21 protein-coding genes are annotated in these 17,950 nt (G+C 64.7%); 17 read left to right on the forward strand and 4 right to left on the reverse strand.

The window, feature by feature from the left end; translation table 11 throughout:
* The first annotated feature begins 9 nt into the window (after positions 1 to 9).
* From QWY74_RS09010 to QWY74_RS09035, 6 genes are all read left to right on the forward strand, one after another.
* Entirely contained in the window at positions 10 to 357 is a 348-nt protein-coding gene (locus tag QWY74_RS09010) for a Na+/H+ antiporter subunit C (protein ID WP_290314186.1), read from the forward strand.
* Positions 354 to 1,868, forward strand: a complete 1,515-nt coding sequence (locus QWY74_RS09015) for a Na+/H+ antiporter subunit D (protein ID WP_264824000.1) — start codon at positions 354 to 356, stop codon at positions 1,866 to 1,868. The genes QWY74_RS09010 and QWY74_RS09015 overlap by 4 nt, the downstream gene beginning before the upstream one ends.
* Positions 1,865 to 2,338, forward strand: coding sequence for a Na+/H+ antiporter subunit E (locus QWY74_RS09020; RefSeq protein WP_264823999.1), 474 nt, complete (start codon positions 1,865 to 1,867; stop codon positions 2,336 to 2,338). Before QWY74_RS09015 ends, QWY74_RS09020 begins: the two co-directional genes overlap by 4 nt.
* 245 nt (positions 2,339 to 2,583) lie before the next feature.
* Entirely contained in the window at positions 2,584 to 2,853 is a 270-nt protein-coding gene (locus tag QWY74_RS09025; protein ID WP_264823998.1) for an MrpF/PhaF family protein, read from the forward strand.
* On the forward strand, positions 2,846 to 3,307 hold the full coding sequence (gene mnhG, locus QWY74_RS09030; protein ID WP_264823997.1) for a monovalent cation/H(+) antiporter subunit G: 462 nt from the start codon (positions 2,846 to 2,848) through the stop codon (positions 3,305 to 3,307). Before QWY74_RS09025 ends, mnhG begins: the two co-directional genes overlap by 8 nt.
* Before the next feature lie 56 nt (positions 3,308 to 3,363).
* Positions 3,364 to 4,635, forward strand: coding sequence for a lytic murein transglycosylase (locus QWY74_RS09035; RefSeq protein ID WP_264823996.1), 1,272 nt, complete (start codon positions 3,364 to 3,366; stop codon positions 4,633 to 4,635).
* 16 nt (positions 4,636 to 4,651) lie between these two features.
* Here QWY74_RS09035 and QWY74_RS09040 read toward each other — a convergent pair whose 3' ends face one another.
* A complete protein-coding gene (locus QWY74_RS09040) occupies positions 4,652 to 5,365 on the reverse strand; it encodes a 16S rRNA (uracil(1498)-N(3))-methyltransferase (protein WP_264823995.1) in 714 nt (237 codons plus the stop codon).
* A gap of 145 nt (positions 5,366 to 5,510) precedes the next feature.
* Here QWY74_RS09040 and phaR point away from each other — a divergent pair, with 145 nt between their 5' ends.
* From phaR to coq7, 6 genes are all read left to right on the forward strand, one after another.
* Positions 5,511 to 5,984 (forward strand): polyhydroxyalkanoate synthesis repressor PhaR, encoded by a 474-nt coding sequence (phaR, locus tag QWY74_RS09045; protein ID WP_264823994.1) that lies wholly within the window; start codon positions 5,511 to 5,513, stop codon positions 5,982 to 5,984.
* Between the two features lie 74 nt (positions 5,985 to 6,058).
* Positions 6,059 to 7,360 carry a phosphoribosylamine--glycine ligase gene (gene purD, locus QWY74_RS09050; RefSeq protein WP_290314189.1) on the forward strand — a complete coding sequence of 434 codons (1,302 nt, stop codon included), beginning with the start codon at positions 6,059 to 6,061 and terminating at the stop codon, positions 7,358 to 7,360.
* Positions 7,361 to 7,399: 39 nt separating this feature from the next.
* Complete coding sequence (locus tag QWY74_RS09055) at positions 7,400 to 7,834, forward strand: acyl-CoA thioesterase (protein ID WP_290314190.1); 435 nt, start codon at positions 7,400 to 7,402, stop codon at positions 7,832 to 7,834.
* Positions 7,834 to 8,706: a phosphoribulokinase gene (locus QWY74_RS09060; RefSeq protein ID WP_290314191.1), complete on the forward strand. Its 873-nt coding sequence runs from the start codon at positions 7,834 to 7,836 to the stop codon at positions 8,704 to 8,706. Before QWY74_RS09055 ends, QWY74_RS09060 begins: the two co-directional genes overlap by 1 nt.
* Positions 8,707 to 8,769: 63 nt before the next feature.
* Entirely contained in the window at positions 8,770 to 9,111 is a 342-nt protein-coding gene (locus tag QWY74_RS09065; protein ID WP_264823990.1) for a histidine triad nucleotide-binding protein, read from the forward strand.
* A gap of 157 nt (positions 9,112 to 9,268) precedes the next feature.
* Positions 9,269 to 9,913, forward strand: coding sequence for a 2-polyprenyl-3-methyl-6-methoxy-1,4-benzoquinone monooxygenase (coq7, locus tag QWY74_RS09070; RefSeq protein WP_290314192.1), 645 nt, complete (start codon positions 9,269 to 9,271; stop codon positions 9,911 to 9,913).
* A gap of 166 nt (positions 9,914 to 10,079) precedes the next feature.
* Here the strand turns inward: coq7 and QWY74_RS09075 are convergent, their stop codons facing one another.
* From QWY74_RS09075 to QWY74_RS09085, 3 genes are all read right to left on the reverse strand, one after another.
* Entirely contained in the window at positions 10,080 to 10,511 is a 432-nt protein-coding gene (locus QWY74_RS09075) for an OsmC family protein (RefSeq protein WP_264823988.1), read from the reverse strand.
* A gap of 71 nt (positions 10,512 to 10,582) precedes the next feature.
* Positions 10,583 to 11,248 carry an N-acetylmuramate alpha-1-phosphate uridylyltransferase MurU gene (gene murU, locus QWY74_RS09080; protein WP_290314193.1) on the reverse strand — a complete coding sequence of 222 codons (666 nt, stop codon included), beginning with the start codon at positions 11,246 to 11,248 and terminating at the stop codon, positions 10,583 to 10,585.
* On the reverse strand, positions 11,245 to 12,291 hold the full coding sequence (locus QWY74_RS09085; RefSeq protein WP_290314194.1) for an aminoglycoside phosphotransferase family protein: 1,047 nt from the start codon (positions 12,289 to 12,291) through the stop codon (positions 11,245 to 11,247). The genes murU and QWY74_RS09085 overlap by 4 nt, the downstream gene beginning before the upstream one ends.
* A 161-nt stretch (positions 12,292 to 12,452) precedes the next feature.
* On the opposite strand from QWY74_RS09085, the gene QWY74_RS09090 reads away from it, so the two are divergent.
* From QWY74_RS09090 to apaG, 5 genes are all read left to right on the forward strand, one after another.
* Positions 12,453 to 14,915, forward strand: coding sequence for an LPS-assembly protein LptD (locus QWY74_RS09090; RefSeq protein ID WP_290314195.1), 2,463 nt, complete (start codon positions 12,453 to 12,455; stop codon positions 14,913 to 14,915).
* A 34-nt stretch (positions 14,916 to 14,949) separates the two neighbouring features.
* Positions 14,950 to 15,585 (forward strand): SurA N-terminal domain-containing protein, encoded by a 636-nt coding sequence (locus QWY74_RS09095; RefSeq protein WP_264823984.1) that lies wholly within the window; start codon positions 14,950 to 14,952, stop codon positions 15,583 to 15,585.
* Positions 15,582 to 16,640, forward strand: a complete 1,059-nt coding sequence (pdxA, locus tag QWY74_RS09100; RefSeq protein WP_264823983.1) for a 4-hydroxythreonine-4-phosphate dehydrogenase PdxA — start codon at positions 15,582 to 15,584, stop codon at positions 16,638 to 16,640. Before QWY74_RS09095 ends, pdxA begins: the two co-directional genes overlap by 4 nt.
* A 108-nt stretch (positions 16,641 to 16,748) precedes the next feature.
* Positions 16,749 to 17,549: a 16S rRNA (adenine(1518)-N(6)/adenine(1519)-N(6))-dimethyltransferase RsmA gene (gene rsmA, locus QWY74_RS09105; RefSeq protein ID WP_264823982.1), complete on the forward strand. Its 801-nt coding sequence runs from the start codon at positions 16,749 to 16,751 to the stop codon at positions 17,547 to 17,549.
* On the forward strand, positions 17,549 to 17,938 hold the full coding sequence (gene apaG / locus QWY74_RS09110) for a Co2+/Mg2+ efflux facilitator ApaG/CorD (RefSeq protein WP_264823981.1): 390 nt from the start codon (positions 17,549 to 17,551) through the stop codon (positions 17,936 to 17,938). The genes rsmA and apaG overlap by 1 nt, the downstream gene beginning before the upstream one ends.
* Positions 17,939 to 17,950 lie beyond the last annotated feature (12 nt).

Raw genomic sequence — 17,950 nt, forward strand, 5'->3', positions numbered from 1 at the left:
GGAGATGCCATGGAAAGCATTCTGGCTGTCGCCATCGGGGTGATCTTCGCCTCCTCGATTTACATGATGTTGCGTCGTTCCATCGTCAAGCTGGTGATCGGCCTGATGTTGCTGTCCAATGCGGCCAACCTGCTGATCTTCACTATGGCCGGGCTGACGCGAGGCGCCCCGCCCCTTGTGCCCGAGGGGCAGGTTGCGCCCCCCGGGGCGGTGGCCGACCCACTGCCTCAGGCGCTGGTGTTAACGGCCATCGTCATTGCCTTCGGCGTGTTGTCATTTGCCGTGGTGCTGGTGCGTCGCGCCTGGGAGATCGTGCGTACCGATGACCTGAACCGAATGAAGGATATCGATACGTGAACCCCTGGATGGCACTACCTATCCTGCTTCCGCTGCTCTCGGCCAGCGTGTCGCTGGTGCTCTGGCGTTCGCGGCGCGCACAACGCTGGATTGCCGTGCTGGGCACGGCGGCACTGCTGACCAGTGCGGTGTATCTGCTCGGTCTGGTGACCCGCGAAGGCATTCAAGTGTTGCAGGTGGGCGGCTGGTCAGCGCCTTTCGGCATCAGTCTGGTGGCCGACCTGCTGGGTGCCATCATGGTCGTGCTCACCGGCATTGTCGGGCTGGCGGTGGCCGTCTACTCGCTGGCCACGACCGGTCGCGGCCACGAGGCCTTCGGCTACTTCCCGCTGATGCATCTGCTGCTGGCCGGGGTGGCCGGTGCCTTCCTGACCGGGGATATCTTCAACCTCTATGTGTGGTTCGAGGTCATGCTGGTGGCCTCCTTTGCACTGCTGATTCTGGGCAGCGAGAAGCCGCAGATGGAGGGGGCCATCAAGTATGTCACCCTCAACCTGGTGTCGTCGGTGGTGTTTCTGGTGGCAGTCGGCCTGCTCTACAGCCTGGTGGGGACGCTCAACATGGCGGATATCGCCCAGCGGCTGGCGCAGCTCGAAGACCGGCGCCTGGTCGATGGGCTGGCGATGATGTTCATGGTGGCCTTCGGCATCAAGGCGGCGGCCTTTCCGTTGTTCTTCTGGCTACCGGCCTCCTATCACACCCCGCCGGTGGCGGTATCGGCTCTGTTTGCCGGCCTGTTGACCAAGGTCGGGGTCTATGCGCTGTACCGGGTCTTCACGCTGATCTTCCATCACAGCCCCGGTTATACCCATGAGATCCTGCTGTGGGGCGCAGGGCTGACCATCCTGAGCGGCGTGCTGGGGGCGGCCGCGCAATATGAATTCCGCCGCATCCTGTCGTTTCATATCGTCAGCCAGATCGGCTACATGATGCTGGGGCTTGCCCTGTTCACCCCGCTGGCGCTGATCGGCGGGGTCTTCTACATCATTCACCATATTCTGGTGAAGACTAATCTCTTCCTGGTGAGTGGTATAGTGCACCGGCTTCTCGGCAGTTATCAGTTGAAGCGGCTTGGCGGGCTCTATCGTGAGCACCCCTGGCTGGCCATCCTGTTTCTGATCCCGGCCCTGTCGCTGGCCGGCATGCCGCCGCTTTCCGGCTTCTTTGCCAAGTTCATGGTGATCCGTGCCGGCCTCGAGGCCGAGGCCTATGGCGTGACCTTCATTGCCCTGTTGGTGGGACTGCTGACGCTCTATTCGATGATCAAGATCTGGTCCGAGGTGTTCTGGAAGCCGCTGCCCGAGGGAGACGAAGCCGATAATCGTCAGCCGCCGGCTCGTCGCGAGCTATGGCTGATGGCGGCGCCGGCGGCGGGGCTGGCGGTGTGCACCCTGCTCATCGGCCTCAATGCTCAGCCGCTGTACGCGCTTGCCGAGGCCTCGGCGTCGCAGTTGCTGGCGCCCGAGCGCTATATCGAAGCGGTGCTCGGAGGCGCCGGAGGTGGCTCATGATCGGCGCGGCCTGGCATCTTTTGCTCGGCATCGCCTGGGTGGTGCTGACCGGGGACTTCAGCGGCGGCAACCTGGTGGCGGGCCTGGTCTTCAGCTATCTGGTGCTGGCCCTGATCCAGCCCCAGGTGCCGGCATTGGCGGGCTATGCGCAACGCCTGCCACGGCTGGTGCGCTTTGTCGGCTTCTTCGCCAAGGAGCTGGTCATGGCCAATTTCAAGGTTTCCTATGACATCGTCACGCCGCCCTGGTACATGAAGCCCGGCGTGATCGCCATGCCGCTCAAGGCCCGAACCGAGTTCGAGATTGCCTTTGTGGCCAACCTGATATCGCTGACACCGGGCACCCTGAGCCTGGATGTCTCCGATGATCGCCGGGTACTGTATATTCATGCCATGTTTCTGGATGACGAGGCGGCGCTGCGCGACAATCTGGCCGAGCTGGAACGTCGTGCCCTGGCGCTGTTTCGATAGGAGCCTGTCGGACTTAACGCTGATTTGCTACGAAACCCGGGCTTTCGGCCAATTTCATTCGATCTGATTCGTTAAATAGCGGGCTATTCGCCTCATCAGATCGATAAACTTGTCTCGAAATCCGTGATTCTCGCGACGATCGGTCAAATCCGACAGGCTCCTAGATTCGGCCGGACAGTTGAGACGCATAGGCGATGATGTGTGCCCGGCACCCAACGCGACAACCGTAAGAGGGGGAGGTCGTCTTGTCGATCGTGATGCTTGTCAGCCTGGCCGTCATGTCGCTGGCGCTTTGCCTGACGTTCATTCGTCTGTTTCGTGGCCCCAGCCTGCCGGACCGGGTCGTCGCCATGGAGCTTTTCTCCTCGATTCTAGTGGGCATGATGGGCGTCATTGCCATTGCCACCGGTGTGTCCTTCTTCCTCGATGTGGCCATCGTGGTGGCTCTCATGGGCTTCATGGCGACCATCGGATTTTCACGCTTCCTGGAACGCGGGGGACCGCGCGATGATTGATGCTCTGGTGGCCGTGCTGGTCCTGGTCGGCTCGAGCTTCATGTGTCTGGCGGCGCTGGGTATCCTGCGCCTGCCGGATCTGCTGACGCGCATGCATGCCACTACCAAAGCCGCGACCCTTGGGGTGTCCCTGATCATGCTCGGGGTCTGCCTGCATTTCGCAGTGGAGGCCGTGGTGGCGCGGGGCCTGGCGATCATCCTGTTCATCATGATGACGGCTCCGGTGGCGGCGCATGTCATCGGGCGTGCTGGTTATTTCGTGGGAACCCGCCTGTGGTCCGGGACCGTGAGGGACGAGTTGAAGCCGCACTATGACCCGCTCAATCACCACTTGCTCAGCGGTCTCGAGGAGGATGACGGCAGGCCCGACACGGCGGCATCCGGGACCCGGGCGACCGACGACCTACCCGGGCATGATGCCCCGGACCCTGACGCCGACAGACAAAAGGGGTAGCACACCGGGGCGTTGTCGGCGATCATCGGCTGCAAACTGCCAAGGATCGCGCCCCCATGACCTTCAAGTTTCTTCCGCTTGCCCTGCTGTGCATCGCCCTGGTCGGCTGTCAGAGTGCACAACCCCGTGATGCCCGGGCTGAGTCGCCTACCCGCGAGGCATCAGCAAGCTCGACCAGCAGCGTTGCCGATACGCCCGCGACGGCCCGCGAAATGACCTTCGCGGCCTGGCTGGCAGACTTCCGCCGTCAGGCTCGCGCCGAGGGTATCAGCGCTGCAACGCTGCAGAACGCGCTCGACGGCGTACGCTACCGCCCCAGGGTGATCGAGCTGGATGGTTCCCAGCCCGAGTTTGTCCGGCCGATCTGGGAATATCTGGACAGCGCCGTATCCGCGACGCGCATCGACAACGGCCGGGAACGCCTGGCGCGTTATCGCGACACTGCCGAGCAGATGGCGGCTCGCTATGGGGTGCCGAGCGAAGTGCTGGTGGCCATCTGGGGCATCGAGAGCAGCTATGGCGATTATCTGGGCGACTTTTCCACCCTCGAGGCCCTCGCCACCCTGGCCTATGATGGCCGTCGCAGCGATTTCGCCCGCGGCGAGTTGATGGCCGCGCTGCGCATCATCCAGGCCGGCGATATTCCGCCGGCACGCATGAAGGGCTCCTGGGCGGGCGCCATGGGACATACCCAGTTCATCCCCTCGAGCTTTCTGGCCCATGCCGTGGACGGTGACGGCGATGGCCGTCGTGATATCTGGGGCAGCATTCCCGATGTCATGGCGTCGACGGCCAACTATCTGGACGAAGCCGGCTGGCGGCAGGGCCAGCCCTGGGGCACCGAGGTTCGCCTGGCGTCCGGTTTCGACTATTCACTGACCGAGCCCGATACGCGTCGCTCCACTGCTGAATGGCAGGCAGCGGGCGTGCTAGCCCCGTCGGGTGACAGCTTGCCGAGCTTCGACTCGGCTGCCGTGATCACGCCGGCGGGCGCTCAGGGGCCGGCCTTTCTGGTCGGCCACAACTTCCGCGTCATTCTGCGCTACAACAATGCCACCAGCTATGCCCTGGCGGTGGCCAAGCTGAGTGATGCCATTGCCGGCCGGTCGGGTATCCAGGGCGACTGGCCGCGCGAGCAGCCACCCCTCAAGCGCAGCGATGTGCGTGACATGCAGCGCCTGCTCAATGAGCGCGGCTATAACGCCGGCACGCCCGATGGCATCCTGGGGCCCAACACCCGACGCGGTCTGCGGGCCTTCCAGCGTGACATCGGTGTGACCCCGGATGGCTTTGCCACCCAGGCACTGCTCGACCGCCTGAGGTCCTGACAGCGGCTGGCACGGCTCATGCCAGGCGGGCGAGCAGGGCGGTCACGGCAGTCTCCACGCGCAGGATGCGTGGCCCCAGGTGAATGCCCTGACAGCCTGCCGCCAGCAGTTGCTCGACCTCCCAGGGAATGAAGCCGCCCTCGGGGCCGACCAGCAGCGTGACCGGCCGGGTCACGCCCCGCGGGCAGTCGTGCGGCATGCCCGGATGTGCCACCAGTCCCTGGCTGTGCTGCAACAAGGCCGGCAAGCGGTCCTCGACAAAGGGGCGGAAGCCCCTGGCCAGGGTGATCTCGGGTAGTTGCGTGTCGCAGGCCTGCTCGAGCCCCAGGACGAGGTGGCGCTGGATACGGTCGACCCCGAGTTCGGGGGATTGCCAGTAGCTCTTCTCCACCCGCCGCGTATTGAGCAGCGTCAGGTATTTCACCCCCAGCGCCGTGGCATGTTCGAGGCTTCGGGCCAGCATGCGCGGCCTGGGCAGGGCCAATACCAGGTGAACCGGCAGCGGCGGCGGTGATGGCTGGTCGAGTGCGGCAACGTCGAAGACGGCTTCGTCCCTGCTGGACTCGAGCAACTGGCCCCGGCCCATGGGACCATTCTCCAGGCCCAGTGTCAGGGTGTCGCCGGCGACCGCGCCATGCACTTCGTGAAGGTGCTTGAGGCGGCGGGGGTCGCGGACTCTGGCGATACGGCCATTTTCGACATCGTCCGGCGAAAGCAGGATCAGGTTCATGGTCTCTCTTTTTTCAGGCGGCAGGAGGTGGACGGTCGGTCGCGAAAGGCAACGATTTTGCAAGACGTCTTGCAAGCAGGGTGGCGCGGTGCACAATACGGTCTAGAGGGGTGAAAGCCCAACCCGTAATGCAAGGAGCTGCGCCGTGCGCGTCATTCGCAAGTATGCCAACCGCCGTCTCTATGATACCGAACAGAGCCGCTATGTAACCCTCGAGGACTTGCGTAGTCTGGTTCTGGATGATGTGGCCTTCCGGGTCGAGGACGCCAAGTCCGGGGAAGACCTGACTCGGACCATCCTGCTGACCATCATCATCGAGCAAGAGCAGGCCGATGGTGAAGCCGAGGTGTTTTCCAACGACCTGCTGGCTCAGTTCATTCGGGTCTACGACATGGCCAAACCCTTGCCGCTGGCGCGCTATCTCGAGCAGGGCACTCGCCTGATGATGGAACAGCAGAAGCACATGCAGGATCAGTGGCAGCAGGCCATGCGCCATACCCCCATGGAGCTGATGCGCGAGCTGGCCGAGGAAAACATGCGCTTCTGGCAGCAGAACCTGGGCGGCCAGGCCGGTCGATCCCGTCAGGACGATGACGACGACGGCAACGGCAAGTCCTGAACGGGCGGCGGCTGGTATCGCTTTCTGACATAATGGCCGGATTGGTTTCCCGAGGTATCGAGGTAGAGCAGCGGATGAAGGTCCTGATCATCGGCGGCGGCGGCCGCGAACATGCCCTGGCCTGGAAGGTGGCGCAGTCACCCCTGGTGGAAAGCGTCCGGGTGGCACCGGGCAATGCCGGCACGGCCCGCGAGCCCGGCCTGCAGAACCTGGCCATCGAGGTCGACCACGGCGACGCCCTGGTGGCCTATGCCCGCGACAACCGCATCGACCTGACGATCGTCGGCCCCGAGGCGCCGCTTGTCGAGGGCATCGTGGATCGTTTCCGGGATGCCGGCCTGGCCATCTTCGGCCCCACTGCCGCGGCGGCTCAGTTGGAGGGCTCCAAGGCCTTCAGCAAGGACTTTCTGGCACGCCATGCCATTCCCACCGCGGCATATCGCACCTTCGTCGATGTGCAACCGGCCCTGGCCTACCTCGCCGAGCAAGGCGCGCCGATCGTCATCAAGGCGGATGGCCTGGCGGCAGGCAAGGGCGTGATTGTGGCCATGAGCGAAGCGGAGGCCGAGGCGGCGATCCGCGATATGCTGGAAGATAACGCCTTCGGTGATGCCGGGGCGCGTGTGGTCATCGAGGAGTTTCTCGACGGCGAGGAAGCCAGCTTCATCGTCATGGCCGATGGCCGTTCCATCCTGCCCATGGCCACCAGCCAGGATCACAAGCGAGCCCTCGACGGCGATCAGGGTCCCAATACCGGTGGCATGGGTGCCTATTCGCCGGCTCCGGTGGTCAGTGCCGAGGTTCACGAGCGCATCATGCAGCGCGTGATCGAGCCCACTGTGCGGGGCATGACCGAGGATGGTCATCCCTACACCGGTTTCCTCTATGCCGGACTGATGATCGACGCCGAGGGCAACCCCAAGGTCATCGAATTCAACTGTCGTTTCGGCGACCCGGAAACCCAGCCGATCATGCGCCGCCTGCGCTCCGACCTGGCCGAGCTCTGCCTGGCCGGGGCGCGGGGCGAGCTCTCCGGTCAGACCTGTGAGTGGGACCCGCGTCACGCCGTGGGCGTGGTCATGGCCGCCGGTGGCTATCCCGGCAGCTATCGCAAGGGCGATGTGGTCGAGGGGCTGCAGGCGGCCGAGGCCACCGGCTGCAAGGTCTTTCATGCCGGCACGGCCGAGGCTGATGATGGCGCGATTGTCACGGCCGGCGGCCGGGTGCTCTGCGTGACCGCACTGGGAGACGACATCCGTGCCGCACGCCATCAGGCCTACCAGGGCGTGGCGGCTATCGACTGGCCTGAAGCCGTCTGGCGTCGTGACATCGCGCATCGTGCCATGGCCCGCACGAAGGGTTCCGACGGCGCCTGATGGTCTGGCGACGCCGCCAATGTTTCAGGAGGAGGGCCCATGGAACGCATCAAGATTGACTTCCCGGAAGCGGAGATTTGCCATCGGCACCCGCTGGCGGTGCGTATCACGGATATGAACTATGGGCGCCACCTGGGGCATGACGCGGTGATCTCGCTGATGCACGAGGCGCGGGTCCAGGCGCTGGCCAGTCTTGGGCTCAGCGAGGGCGACATGGCCGGTTACCCCTGTGTGGCGGCTGACCTGGCCATTCAGTATCAGTCCGAGTCGCGCTGGCCGGATGCCCTGGTGGCCGAGACCGCCATCCCCGAGCCGTCGCGCAAGGCCATCAGTGTCTACCATCGCCTGCGCCGCGAGTCCGATGGGCGCAGCGTGGCCACGGCACGCCTCACCCTGATGCTGGTGGACCCCGAGGCCGGGCGTCCCGTGCCGGTTCCCGATGCGCTGATCGAGCGCCTCACGAGGGGGAGCTGATGTCCCGCGAGTATCCGATCATTGCCGTTACCGGCTCTTCCGGGGCGGGCACCACGACCGTCAAGCGCACCTTCGAGCGGATGTTTGCGCGTGAGGACCTGCATGCCGCCTTTGTCGACGGAGACGCCTTCCATCGTTACACCCGTCAGGAGCTGGCGCGAATGTTTCGGGAAGAGCCCGAGCGCAAGGACGAGCTGTCGCATTTCGCGGTCGAGGCCAACCTGCTGGACAGGCTCGAGACGCTCTTTCAGGATTACGGCGACAATGGCTACGGGACCTATCGTCACTACATCCACGCCGAAGACAAGTCGATGATCGAGGCCGGCTACCAGGTCGGCACCTTCACCGAGTGGCAGTCGCTGCCGTCAGGCACCGACCTGCTGTTCTACGAAGGGCTGCACGGCGGGCTGGTAACCGCCGAACACGATATCGCCCGGCATGTCGATCTGCTGGTGGGTGTGGCCCCCACCATGAACCTGGAGTGGATTCAGAAGATCGACCGTGATATCCAGGCGCGCGGCTATACCCAGGAGGCCGTGATCGATACCATCCTGGGGCGCATGGACGATTACGTGCGCTACATTCAGCCGCAGTTCTCTCGCACGCACATCAATTTTCAGCGCGTGCCCACCGTGGATACCTCCAACCCCTTCGAGGTCCAGGACATCCCGACGGATGCCGAGTCCTTCGTGGTCATTCGTTTCCGCGACCCCGCCACGGTGGACTTTCCGTATCTGCTGGCGATGATCCAGGATTCCTTCATGAGCCGGCCTCACACCCTGGTGGTGCCGGGCTCGCGGCTGTCGCTGGCCATGGAGCTGATCCTCGGCCCCCTGGTCCGCCACCTGCTGGCCCAGCGACGGTTTCGCTGACGCTACACGGGTCAGGCGGATGAGCGCCTGCCCTGATTCCCTGACACCTGCCTGGAGCCCGACATGGATTGCCTGTTCTGCAAGATCATCAATCGCGAGATTCCCGCCGACATCGTCCATGAGGACGATGAGATCCTGGCGTTCAACGATATCGATCCCAAGGCACCGACTCATATGCTGGTCATACCGAAAAAGCATATCGCGACGCTGAATGATATCGAGGAGGGCGACCTTTCCCTGGTGGGCCGACTCCAGTACGCCGCCGCGCGCCTGGCCAGGGATCAGGGGTTCGCCGACGACGGCTACCGCGTGGTGATGAATTGCAATGAAGACGGCGGACAAACGGTCTATCATATACACATGCACCTGATGGGCGGTCGACGCTTCACTTGGCCGGCTGGCTAGCCGGATCCTGTTAAGGCCTCGAGCCGTGAACCGAAGTCGCTCGACGCATCAGGTGCGTTCCGATGCCGTCCGGCCGGGCGGCATCCTGCGTTGTGAACCCTGTGACGCCGGGACGGCTGGGGTACAATGGTTCCGACGACCGCACAAGAGGGATGCCATGAATCGCCAACTCTCCCGCGCTGATAACCTGATTCATCAGTTCGATACCGTGCTGCGCACGCTGGTGCCCGGTGCGGCCCAGCTCTCGCGGCCCACGCCGGCCAGCGAGGATATCCAGGACGAGCCACTGGATGCCGACCAGCGCCGGCACGCTGCCGGATTGATGCGCATCAATCACACCGGCGAGGTCTGTGCCCAGGCTCTCTACCAGGGGCAGGGCCTGACCGCCAAGTTGCCCGAGGTGCGCGGCCAGATGGAAGAAGCGGCCCAGGAAGAAGTCGACCACCTGGCCTGGTGCGACTCACGCCTGCAGGAACTCCATGGCCGAACCAGCCTGCTCAACCCTGTCTTCTACGCCGCTTCGTTCGGCATCGGCGCCCTGGCGGGAGCCGTGGGAGACAAGGTCAGCCTGGGGTTCGTGGCGGCCACCGAGGAGCAGGTGGAGCGCCATCTGGATGAGCACCTGGAGAAACTGCCCCCGGGGGATCGCCGCTCCCGAGCGATCCTGCGCCAGATGGCCATCGATGAAGCCCATCACGCCCACCAGGCCCTGGAAGCCGGCGGCGCCCGCTTCCCGGCCCCGGTCAAGGCAGGGATGACGTTGGTGTCCAGGGTCATGACCGAGTCGGTTTATCGGATCTGAGCAGTAGAAAGCGGCTGGCGCCGCTTGAAGAAGGAAGAACGGCGCTACGCGCCTTGAAGAGGGAAGAATAAGCCTTGACTCCTTGCCGTCGGGGCTCATGCTTCCTTCCTTCTTCCTTCTTCCTTCTTCCTTCTTCCTTCTTCCTTCTTCCTTCTTCCTTCTTCCTTCAGCTCCCTTCTCCGGTCTCGACGATGGTGTAGGAGTGCGTCACCTCCACGCCGCCATTGGCGAGCATGATGGAGGCGCTGCAGTACTTCTCGGCGGAGAGTTCCACGGCGCGCTGGACCTGCTTTTCCTTGAGCTGGTGCCCGCTGATGGTGAAGTGAACATGGATCCGGGTAAACACGCTGGGTACCGTGTCGGCGCGTTCGGCTTCTATCTCGGCGACGCAGTCGGATACCGGGGCGCGGGATTTTTCCAGGATCTCCAGCACATCGAAGGAGGTGCAGGCGCCCATGCCCATCAGGAGCATCTCCATGGGACGGGGGCCGGTGTTGCGGCCGCCATGATCGGGTGGGCCATCGATGACCACACTGTGGCCGCTGCCGGATTCGGTGACGAACTGGCGACCGTCTGTCCACTTGACGCTGGCTTTCATGAACGGGGTGTCCTCGTATCGGGTTGAGAGGCGAGCAGCATAGCAGTTGAGGCCATGCGACTCAGCCCCGGTCAGCCCTGGAGCAACCGGTCGAGCTCGGCGAGCCGCGCCGGGGTGCCCACATCGACCCATTGGCCGGCGTGGTGATAGCCGGCGACCCGGTCAGCGGCCATGGCCTTACGCAGCAGGGGCGCCAGGGCAAAGGTACCGGCTGGCTGATCGGCCACCAGTCGGGGGTGAATCTGTGCGATGCCGGCATAGGTCCAGCGCGGTGCCGGCGCCTCGCGCACGCGCCCCTCCCGGGTCAAATGAAAATCGCCCTCGGGGTGATGATCCGGGTTGTCGACCATGACCAGACCTGCCAGATCCGCGCCCTGCAGGGGAGGAAGGCACCCTGGGTCGAGGTCGCTCCAGACATCGCCATTGACCAGCAGGAAGGGCGCCTCGCCCAGCATCGGCAGGGCCTCGAGAATGCCGCCGCCGGTTTCCAGCGGCGAGGCCTCGCGGCTCCAGTGGATCGTCACGCCATGCTCACGGCCGTCGCCGAGGGCGGCGATGATCTGCTCGGCCCGGTAACTGACATTGATCACGATCTCCGTCAGGCCGGCCGCGGCCAGGCGCTCCAGGTGGTGCACAATCAGTGGTTTGCCGCCGACCTCCAGCAGGGGCTTGGGGCAGTGGTCGGTCAGAGGGCGCATCCGGGTGCCCAGGCCGGCGGCGAGAATCATGGCTTTCATGTGGCAGCCTCCCGGCCGATGCCCTCGCGCTCCAGCCGGGCGAGGAGGGCGGGGCGCAATGTCGTGCTGACCCAGTGCCGAAAATCGCTCAACTCCTCCAGGGGCGCCAGGGCGTCTTCTAGGTGGTTCAGAAAGTGAGGCAGGCGGGCCAGGTAGCCGTCGCGCCCATCGCGCCGTGTCAGGCGAACGAAGATGCCGAGCACCTTGAGCGCGCGCTGTGTCGCCATGCCGGCGGCCCATTCCTGAAAGGTGTCGGCGGTGACGTCAGGGGCCAGGCGGCCATCGTCGATGGCGCGCTGACGGAAGGCCTCCACCCAGGCGCGGCGACGTTCGGCCGTAAAGCGGCAGTAGCGACCGTGGAGCAGCGAGACCAGGTCATAGGTCAGAGGGCCGACCACGGCATCCTGAAAATCGATCAGGTGCAGAGCGTCATCCACGACCATCAGGTTCATGGCGTCATAGTCTCGGTGGACCGTGACCCGAGGTTGAGCCAGGGCCATGCTGATGAGCCTGTGGCGCACCACTGCCCAGTCATGCGGCGGGGCCAGGGCCAGCCAGTCGTCCAGGCACCAGGTCGGAAACAGGTCCAGTTCCCGGCCGAGCAGCTCGGCATCATAGGCCGGCAGATCATCCGTGCGGCTGCGATTCTGCAGGCTATCCAGCAGGCAAAGGGCCTGGTCATGCCAGCTCTCGATGGTCGTCGCCTCGGCGCCCGCCAGACAGCGTTGCAGTGGCGTGTCGCCCAGGTCCTCGAGCTCCACGAACCCGGCATCCTCATCCACGGCATGCACCCGGGGCACCGGCAGTCCGGCACTAGCCCAGTGTCGCGCGATGGTGATGAAGGGGATGATGGCTTCCCTGTCGGGCGGGGCATCCATGAGGATGCGCCGACGGCCGTCGTCCAGGGTGAGCCGGAAGTAGCGCCGGAAGCTGGCATCATCGGCGGCCAGGCGCAGGTCGAGCGCATCGGGGGCGATTCCGTGGCGCTGGCTGATCCAGTGGCGGAGTTCGGCTTGGCGCGAGGTCGCGTCGGCCTCTGACATCTTTACCTCTCTGGTGTTGGGTGTCGGGTAGCCTCAGGTTGACGACCCCGGGGCGTCACCGCATGCTGAGGCCCCATATTCGACGTCACGGGGCACTCCGCGGGACAGTTCGCTGTGTGTCGGTATAATACCCTTTCCATTCGCCAAGGACATCGTGGAACATGGGCAATCGATCCGCCAGTAGGGCCCTAGCTGGCCTCTTGCTCTCGGGCTCGGTGTCGGCTCCGCTGGGGGCTGCACCGCCCGAGCCATTGCCGGCCGAGCAACTCGACTGGCAGCCCTGGGGCCAGGAGCGTCCTGCTGGTGCGGTGTGTCGTGGGCGCTATCGCATGCCGGATTACCGTCTTGCCGAGCCCGAGGGCAACCAGGTGGTCACCGAAGCTGATGATGCCCAATACGGCGAGGACGGCCGGACCGTGCTCAGTGGCGAGGTGGTGCTGCGTCGTCGCAATACCCAGCTTGAGGCTCCGCGGATTCGTGTGCCGGCCTCCCGGGAGCGTGTCCAGGTCGAGGGTCCCCTGGCCTTGAGGGAGCAGGGCCTCCTGGTGCGTGGCGCCGAGGCCTCCTACTCCCTGCAGGGAGCGGCCGCCAGCATCGATCGCGCTCATTATGTGTTCCATGAGCACCGCCTGCGCGGCGAGGCGAGCCGTCTGGCCCGGGTCGCCGAGGGGCGCTATCAGCTCAACGAGGCCACGTTCACGACCTGTGAGCCCGGCAACAAGCTGTGGCGCCTGGTGGGCGAGGATATCCAGCTGGACCAGCAGAGTGGCTTTGCTACTGCCCGCCACGCGCGTCTCGAGGTGGGAGACGTGCCGGTCTTCTATTGGCCCTGGATGCGTTTCCCCATCGATGAACGCCGCCAATCCGGGTTCCTTTGGCCCACCCTGGGGGTGTCCGGCGACGGCCTCGATTATGCCCAGCCGTATTACTGGAACATTGCCCCCAACCAGGATGCCACCCTCACGCCGCGCCTGATCACTGATCGAGGCCTGTTGCTGGGAGGGCAGTACCGCTATCTGTTGCCGACCGGTGGTGGCGCCCTGGAAGGAGCCTATCTGTTCGATGATCAGCGGGCCGGGGACGAGGCCTCGGATTTCACGCCCCTGGCCAGCGGAGATGACCGCTGGTATCTGGACTATCGGCATGCCGGGCGCCTCGACGAGCGCACCCGCTATCGCCTGCGTTACGGGGCCGCCAGCGACGTGCGCTATTTCGACGATTTCGGCGCCGGTTTCCAGGCCATGGACAGGAACAGCATGCGCCGCCTGGCCCTGGTGGAGTACCGGGGCGACACCTGGCAGCTTGCAGGCAAGGCAGAGGGGTATCAGGTGCTGGAGGACCCCCTGAACCCCAATGACAAACCGTTCTACCGATTGCCGAGCCTGACAGCCAAGGCGGACTGGCAAGCGGGGAATCTCTATGCGGACTGGAGTGCCAATGCCACCTATTTCTGGCGTGACCAGATAGGCGACGATCTGGGCCGCTATACCTACAAGGGGCAGTCGCGCCAGGTGTCCCTGCGCGAAGCCGCCAATGGCGCGCGCCTGCAATTGACCCCGGCGCTTGGCTGGCGTGGCGAGTCGACCTGGGGCTTCTTCGAACCGCGCCTGCAGTTGCACCATACCAGCTATGCGCTGGATTACGGGCAGCGTGACACCCAGCGCGACGAAAGCCTGACACGCAGCCTGCCGGTAGTGTCGCTGGATACCGGGGTCATCCTCGAGCGTGATATGGAAATCTCGGACACGGCCTATCGTCAGACCCTGGAGCCCCGCTTCAACTATGCCTTCGTGCCGGGCGAAGACCAGAGCGAGTACCCTGACTTCGATACCTCGGAGGAGACCTTTTCCTGGCAACAGCTGTGGTCGCCGTATCGTTTCAGCGGCGGGGATCGCGTGGGCGATCTGAACCGTCTTTCCTACGGCGTGAAGACACGCTTCTTCGAGGACCGCACGGGGCGCGAGCGTTTTTCCCTGGGGGTCGGCCAGGCGGCCTACTTCGAGGATCGCAACGTCGACATGGCCGGCGACCCCGAGACCCTGCCGGTCAACCGCAACGCGCGGTATCGCGCCACCCGGGACCGCTCTCCCTGGGTCACCCAACTGGAGTGGCAGCTCAACGATCAGTGGAACGCGCGGACTTCCTGGCTGTATGACGACCAGCGCGAGCGCACCGAGAGCACAGGGCTGGATCTCCAGTACCGGGCCGAGGCGGGCCATGTCGTGAACCTTGGCTACCGTTGGCAGATCGAAGGCTTCGAGCCCACCGAGGACCTCGAGGACACCCGCAACTATGATCGCGAGGAATTCTCGGCCTCCTTTGCCTACCAGGCCTTGTCACGGCTCGACCTGGTCGGCGGTGTGCGCTACGACAACACCAACCGCCGAATGCTCGAGCAATTGGCGGGTGTGCAGTGGAATGACTGCTGCTATGGTCTGCAGCTGGTCTGGCGCGAGTGGGTCGACGACGAGAACACGGCCAACAACCTGGACGACGACACGACCGACCGCGGCCTGTTCCTGCGCTTTGCGTTCAAGGGGCTGGGGGGTGTCGGTGGTGAGACCGGGCGCTTTTTCGAATCAGCGGTGCCGGGGTATCGCCCTGCCGATTTTGGCCGCCCCTGACCCTTGGCAATTCAACACGAAAGGACGTATCAACATGCACAGTCGACATCTTGCCCCCCTGACACTGGCGTTGTGTCTGGGGCTTTCGCCCCTGAGCGGCATGGCCCAGGAGGCCCGCCAGGAACTGGATCGTATCGTGGCCGTGGTCAACGAGGGCGCGATCATGCAAACCCAGCTTGAGGACCGCCTGGAGCGTACCCGCATGCAACTGGAGGCCCAGGGTGGGCAGATGCCGCCGGCCTCGGCGCTGCGTGAAGAGGTGCTGGACCGCTTGATCGTCGAGGAAATCCAGCTGCAGATGGCGCGTGAGGCTAACCTGAGCGTCGACGATACCGAACTCAACCGGCAGGTCAGGGCCATTGCGGGCAACAACGGCATGAGCCTGGAAGCCTTTGCCGACGCCCTGGAAGCCGACGGTCTGTCGCTAGGTGTGGTGCGTGACCAGGTACGCCGCGAACTGCTCATGCGCCAGATTCAACAGCGCCGTGTCGGCAGCCGGGTCAGCATCTCCGAAGCCGAGGTGCAGCGTTTCATCGAGCAGCAGGGCGGTGGCATGAGCACCGAGCAGGCGCGTCGGGCGCTGTTTCAGCAGAAGGCCAACAGCGAGATGGAAACTTGGGTTGAGGAAATTCGTGCCGACGCCTTTGTGGAAGAGCGCCTGGGGTCGTGAAGGCGGACGCCGAATGCCCCGTCATCGCCCTGACCACGGGAGAGCCCGCGGGCATAGGGCCTGAACTCATCCTGATGATGGCCTGCCAGGCGCCGTTGTCGGCTCGCCTGGTGGCGGTGGGGGATCCGGCGCTGCTCGCCGAGCGGGCCCTGGACCTGGGCCTTGAGCTTAGGGTTCTTCCGCTGTCAGCCGGCGAGCCACCGCCTTCCCCCGAGGCCGGCGTGTTGCCGGTATGGCCCGTGACCCTGCGGGCGCCGGTGACGCCGGGCAGGCTGGATCAGCGCAACGCCGCCTACGTCCTGGCCACCCTGGATCTGGCGGTCGAAGCCTGTCAGGCCGGCAGGGCCCAGGCGATGGTCACGGCGCCGCTGCACAAGGGCGTGATCATTGACGCCGGGCATCTCGGTTTTCGCGGGCACACCGAATACCTGCGCGATACCTGTGGCGTCGATGAGGTGGTCATGATGCTGGCCACCGATTCTGCTCTGCATACACGGCAGGCCGACGAGCCCGCCGCGCAGGCGTTGCGGGTGGCACTGGCAACGACCCATCTGCCGTTGTGCGAGGTTGCCGGTGCCGTGACCGCGCCGCGCCTGACGCGTATCCTGCGCATACTTGACGGCGAGCTGCGCCAGCGTTTCGGTCTTGTCAGTCCGCGTATTCTGGTTTGTGGCCTCAACCCGCATGCCGGTGAAGAGGGCCACCTGGGGCACGAGGAGCGTGACATCATCGAGCCGGCCCTCGAGGCGCTGCGTGGCGAGGGTTTGCGGCTGGAAGGCCCGTTGCCGGCCGATACCCTTTTCACGCCGAAGCACCTGGAGAAAGCGGATGCTGTGCTGGCCATGTATCATGACCAGGGGCTGCCGGTTCTCAAGTATGCCGGTTTCGGGCGTGCCGCGAACATCACCCTGGGACTGCCGCTCGTGCGGACTTCCGTGGATCATGGCACGGCCTTGGACCTGGCCGGGCGCGGCGAGGCCGACCCCGGGAGCCTTCGAACAGCCGTGGCGCTCGCCATCCAGATGGTTCAAGGCGGGGCGAGCTCGCCGCAGTAGGGGAGGGCGCCGTCCGTCACTGGCTTGCCTTGATAGACACCGGCGCGTGCTCGGCGTGCCCGTGACAGCCCAATGCAACAGATCATCGCAACACAAGGACTCTCCTGAATGTCATCCCGCCCCACGGGCCATCGCGCCAGAAAGCGCTTCGGCCAGAACTTCCTGCGCGACCCTGGTGTCATTTCCCGGCTGGTGCGCGCCATTGCCCCGAGTGTCGGTCAACGCCTGCTGGAAGTGGGTCCCGGCCAGGGGGCGCTGACCGAACCTTTGCTGGAAGCGGCGGACGGGCGGCTCGAGGTGATCGAGCTGGATCGCGACCTGATCCCCGGGCTGCGTGTCCAGTTCTTCGACAAGCCGGGCTTCGTCATTCACGAGGGCGATGCCCTCAAGTTCGATTTCCGCGAACTGCAGGGTGATGGCCCCCCGTTGCGTGTCGTTGGCAACCTGCCGTACAACATCTCCACTCCCTTGATCCTGCATCTGTTGAGAGCCGGCGAGGCCATCTCGGACATGCACTTCATGTTGCAGAAGGAGGTGGTGGAACGCCTGGCGGCCGAGCCGGGTGGTACGGACCGAGGCCGCCTGTCGGTGCTGGCGCAGTACTACTGTCGGGTGGAGGCGCTGTTCACCGTGCCGCCCGAAGCGTTCGTGCCCCAGCCCAAGGTTGAGTCGGCCATCGTGCGTCTGACGCCGGCCAGAGGACTGAAGGCTCGGGATGAGGACCTGATGTTCGAGGTGGTCCGCGAGGCCTTCGCCCAGCGGCGCAAGACGTTGCGCAACAATCTCCGCGGACGCCTGTCGGCCGAGTCGCTGCAGGCCCTGGGGATCGACCCGGGACGACGTCCTCAGACCCTGACGGTCGAGGAATTCGTGCGCATTGCCGATCACCTGCAAGAGGAGCCGAATTGATGGATGTCGCGCCACAGAGCGAAGATGTGCATGTCGATGTCGAGCCGGCCTTCCGTGACGATGAGTCCTCGCCGGAGGATAACCGCTATGTATTCAGCTACACCATCACGGTGCACAATAATTCTCGACACAGCATGCAACTGATGGCCCGCCACTGGTCGATCACCCAGAGCAGCGGAGAGGTCCAGGAAGTGCGCGGCAAGGGAGTGGTCGGCCAACAGCCGATGATCGCTCCGGGCCAGACCTTCCGCTATACCAGCCGGGCTATCCTCGATGGGCCGGTCGGTGTCATGGAAGGCGCCTTTACCTGTGTCGATTCGGTGACTCAGCGGCCCTTCGAAGTTGCGGTCGCGCCTTTTCGTCTGGCCGGACCCAACCAGGTTCACTGACGCCCAACACTC

It is taken from the genome of Halomonas almeriensis, assembly GCF_030409235.1.
Taxonomy (GTDB): Bacteria; Pseudomonadota; Gammaproteobacteria; order Pseudomonadales; family Halomonadaceae; genus Halomonas; species Halomonas almeriensis.

What these genes read in the sequence shown, in the direction of transcription:
- QWY74_RS09010 (WP_290314186.1), top strand. Translation starts at nt 10, where the DNA reads ATGGAAAGCATTCTGGCTGTCGCCATCGGGGTGATCTTCGCCTCCTCG.
- QWY74_RS09020 (WP_264823999.1), top strand. Translation starts at nt 1,865, where the DNA reads ATGATCGGCGCGGCCTGGCATCTTTTGCTCGGCATCGCCTGGGTGGTG.
- mnhG (WP_264823997.1), top strand. Translation starts at nt 2,846, where the DNA reads ATGATTGATGCTCTGGTGGCCGTGCTGGTCCTGGTCGGCTCGAGCTTC.
- QWY74_RS09035 (WP_264823996.1), top strand. Translation starts at nt 3,364, where the DNA reads ATGACCTTCAAGTTTCTTCCGCTTGCCCTGCTGTGCATCGCCCTGGTC.
- QWY74_RS09040 (WP_264823995.1), bottom strand. Translation starts at nt 5,365, where the DNA reads ATGAACCTGATCCTGCTTTCGCCGGACGATGTCGAAAATGGCCGTATC.
- purD (WP_290314189.1), top strand. Translation starts at nt 6,059, where the DNA reads ATGAAGGTCCTGATCATCGGCGGCGGCGGCCGCGAACATGCCCTGGCC.
- QWY74_RS09055 (WP_290314190.1), top strand. Translation starts at nt 7,400, where the DNA reads ATGGAACGCATCAAGATTGACTTCCCGGAAGCGGAGATTTGCCATCGG.
- QWY74_RS09060 (WP_290314191.1), top strand. Translation starts at nt 7,834, where the DNA reads ATGTCCCGCGAGTATCCGATCATTGCCGTTACCGGCTCTTCCGGGGCG.
- QWY74_RS09065 (WP_264823990.1), top strand. Translation starts at nt 8,770, where the DNA reads ATGGATTGCCTGTTCTGCAAGATCATCAATCGCGAGATTCCCGCCGAC.
- coq7 (WP_290314192.1), top strand. Translation starts at nt 9,269, where the DNA reads ATGAATCGCCAACTCTCCCGCGCTGATAACCTGATTCATCAGTTCGAT.
- QWY74_RS09075 (WP_264823988.1), bottom strand. Translation starts at nt 10,511, where the DNA reads ATGAAAGCCAGCGTCAAGTGGACAGACGGTCGCCAGTTCGTCACCGAA.
- murU (WP_290314193.1), bottom strand. Translation starts at nt 11,248, where the DNA reads ATGAAAGCCATGATTCTCGCCGCCGGCCTGGGCACCCGGATGCGCCCT.
- QWY74_RS09085 (WP_290314194.1), bottom strand. Translation starts at nt 12,291, where the DNA reads ATGTCAGAGGCCGACGCGACCTCGCGCCAAGCCGAACTCCGCCACTGG.
- QWY74_RS09090 (WP_290314195.1), top strand. Translation starts at nt 12,453, where the DNA reads ATGGGCAATCGATCCGCCAGTAGGGCCCTAGCTGGCCTCTTGCTCTCG.
- QWY74_RS09095 (WP_264823984.1), top strand. Translation starts at nt 14,950, where the DNA reads ATGCACAGTCGACATCTTGCCCCCCTGACACTGGCGTTGTGTCTGGGG.
- rsmA (WP_264823982.1), top strand. Translation starts at nt 16,749, where the DNA reads ATGTCATCCCGCCCCACGGGCCATCGCGCCAGAAAGCGCTTCGGCCAG.
- apaG (WP_264823981.1), top strand. Translation starts at nt 17,549, where the DNA reads ATGGATGTCGCGCCACAGAGCGAAGATGTGCATGTCGATGTCGAGCCG.